Source organism: Streptomyces sp. NEAU-YJ-81 (assembly GCF_017592595.1).
GTDB lineage: Bacteria > Actinomycetota > Actinomycetes > Streptomycetales > Streptomycetaceae > Streptomyces > Streptomyces hygroscopicus_B.
Map to the genome: position 1 here is coordinate 1 of NZ_JAGFNO010000119.1, position 1,026 is coordinate 1,026.

Below are 1,026 nucleotides of genomic sequence, written 5' to 3' on the forward strand. Positions count from 1 at the left end.
GAGATGGGACGCGAACTCCCTTAAGGAGGCCTGGCCATGGCGCAGCATGTTGCGCAGCCCACAGCCACCACGCCCGAATTGCCCGCCACGCTGCCGCTGAAGGCGATAGCTCCGTGGGCGGTGTTCTTCGGCATTCTGATGCTGGTCCTGCTGTACTTCGTCGGCGCCGAGCAGGGCGCCACCGCGGTCGTTTCCGGTGAGAACGTCCATGAGTGGGTGCATGACGCCCGTCATCTGCTCGGTTTCCCCTGCCACTGACGCGAGGGACGCCGCGCACTCATGAACTCCGCAATGGTAAGAAATCTGCTCGTCCGGGGCATGCTCGCCGGTCTGGGGGCCGGTGTGCTCGCCCTGGTCGCCGCCTACTTCCTCGGTGAGCCGAGCGTCGATCGCGCGATCAGTTTCGAGGGGGCCCACGCTCCCGCGCATGAGCACGAGGTCGAGCTGGTCTCGCGTGGTGTGCAGTCCACGGCCGGGCTGGCCACCGGTGTCCTGGTCTACGGGATCGCCTTCGGCGGTATCGCAGCCCTCGCGTACTGCGTCGCCCTGGGCCGCGTCGGCCGTTTCACCCCACGGGCGACCGCGCTGCTGCTGTCCGGCTGCGCGCTGCTCGCGGTCTACGTCGTGCCGTTCCTGAAGTATCCGGCCAATCCGCCCGCGGTCGGCAACGGCGACACGATCGGCAAGCGCACGACGCTGTACTTCCTGATGATGCTGCTCAGTGTGCTCCTCGCGGTCGGCGCCACCATTCTGGGCAAGCGGCTCGCCCCGAGGCTGGGTACCTGGTACGCGACCGTGGCCGCGGTGGCCGCGTTCGCCGTGGTGATCGGGCTGGCGTATGCCTTCCTTCCCGTGGTCAACGAGGTGCCGGGGGACTTCCCCGCCACCGTACTGTGGCGGTTCCGGTTGTCCGCTCTGGCCATGCAGGTCGTCCTGTGGGGTGGTTTCGGTCTCCTGTTCGGTGAGCTCGCCGAGCGGTTGCTGAACCCCAAGCCCGCGACGGCCGATGAGGGCCGGGCGGTGGCG

The 1,026-nt window shown here is 68.3% G+C and carries 2 protein-coding genes; both read left to right on the forward strand.

Features of this window, described 5'->3' with window-relative positions; genetic code table 11:
* Window positions 1–36 precede the first annotated feature (36 nt).
* On the forward strand, window positions 37–258 hold the full coding sequence (locus J5X86_RS50175) for a CbtB-domain containing protein (protein ID WP_014058848.1): 222 nt from the start codon (window positions 37–39) through the stop codon (window positions 256–258).
* Window positions 259–279: 21 nt separating this feature from the next.
* Window positions 280–1,026 (forward strand): CbtA family protein (locus tag J5X86_RS50180; protein ID WP_208523234.1); only part of this gene is annotated, 747 nt, incomplete at its 3' end.